Origin of the sequence: Pantoea sp. Morm (assembly GCF_016643525.1) — a bacterium.
Taxonomy (GTDB): domain Bacteria; phylum Pseudomonadota; class Gammaproteobacteria; order Enterobacterales; family Enterobacteriaceae; genus Pantoea; species Pantoea dispersa.
The window spans coordinates 1-639 of sequence record NZ_VOQX01000281.1 but is presented as its reverse complement, the minus strand read 5'-3'; the positions used below and the strand labels follow the sequence as shown (position 1 = coordinate 639).

The window sequence follows — 639 nt, the reverse complement described above, 5'->3', positions numbered from 1 at the left end:
CGTGCCGGTTTCAGCTGGCAGGGCGCCAGGATCGGGTGGTTAAAATTGAAGACAAGCGCGTGTCGCTGAGCGAAGTAGAGCGTCGCCTGCTGGCGCTGCCTGGTGTGGAAGATGCCGCCGCGCTGGCGATTCAGCGTCACGGCCGCCATGCCATCGCGGTGGTGCTGGCGCTGCCGCAACTGCCAGACGCCGCCACGCTGCACCAGCGTAAACAACAATGGAAACGCGCGCTGCAACCCTGGCTGGAGCCGGTCGCCATGCCGCGCTACTGGCGGGTGGTGACGGCGATTCCGGTCACCGCGCAGAGCAAGCGCGCATGGCCGCAGATAGAGGAATTGTTTGATGTTACCGGTTGAATTAGACGCGCAACAGCAGGACGACACGCTCACCCTGCGCCTGCTGGCGGCTGCCGACCTGCTGTGGTTTCGCGGCCACTTCCCGACGCTGCCGATTCTGCCGGGAGTGGCGCAGCTTGACTGGGTACTGCACTACGGCCTGACGCGCCTGGCGCCTGGTAAGAGCTTTGCCTCGATTGAAAACATCAAATTCCAGCAGCCGGTGCCGCCGGATGCGCAGCTGGAACTGCAGTTGCAGTGGCTGCCGGAAAAGTCGCTGCTAAGTTTTCGCTACGCGCTGCTG

At 63.7% G+C, this 639-nt stretch carries 1 protein-coding gene and 1 pseudogene; both read left to right on the top strand.

Going from position 1 to position 639, the window contains the following annotated elements; genetic code table 11:
- A pseudogene (locus FT726_RS27580) lies at positions 1 to 356 on the top strand (AMP-binding protein); the annotation flags it as partial.
- The coding region (locus tag FT726_RS27575; protein WP_346303877.1) for a hydroxymyristoyl-ACP dehydratase at positions 343 to 639 on the top strand (297 nt) is incomplete at its 3' end. The pseudogene FT726_RS27580 and the gene FT726_RS27575, both read left to right, overlap by 14 nt.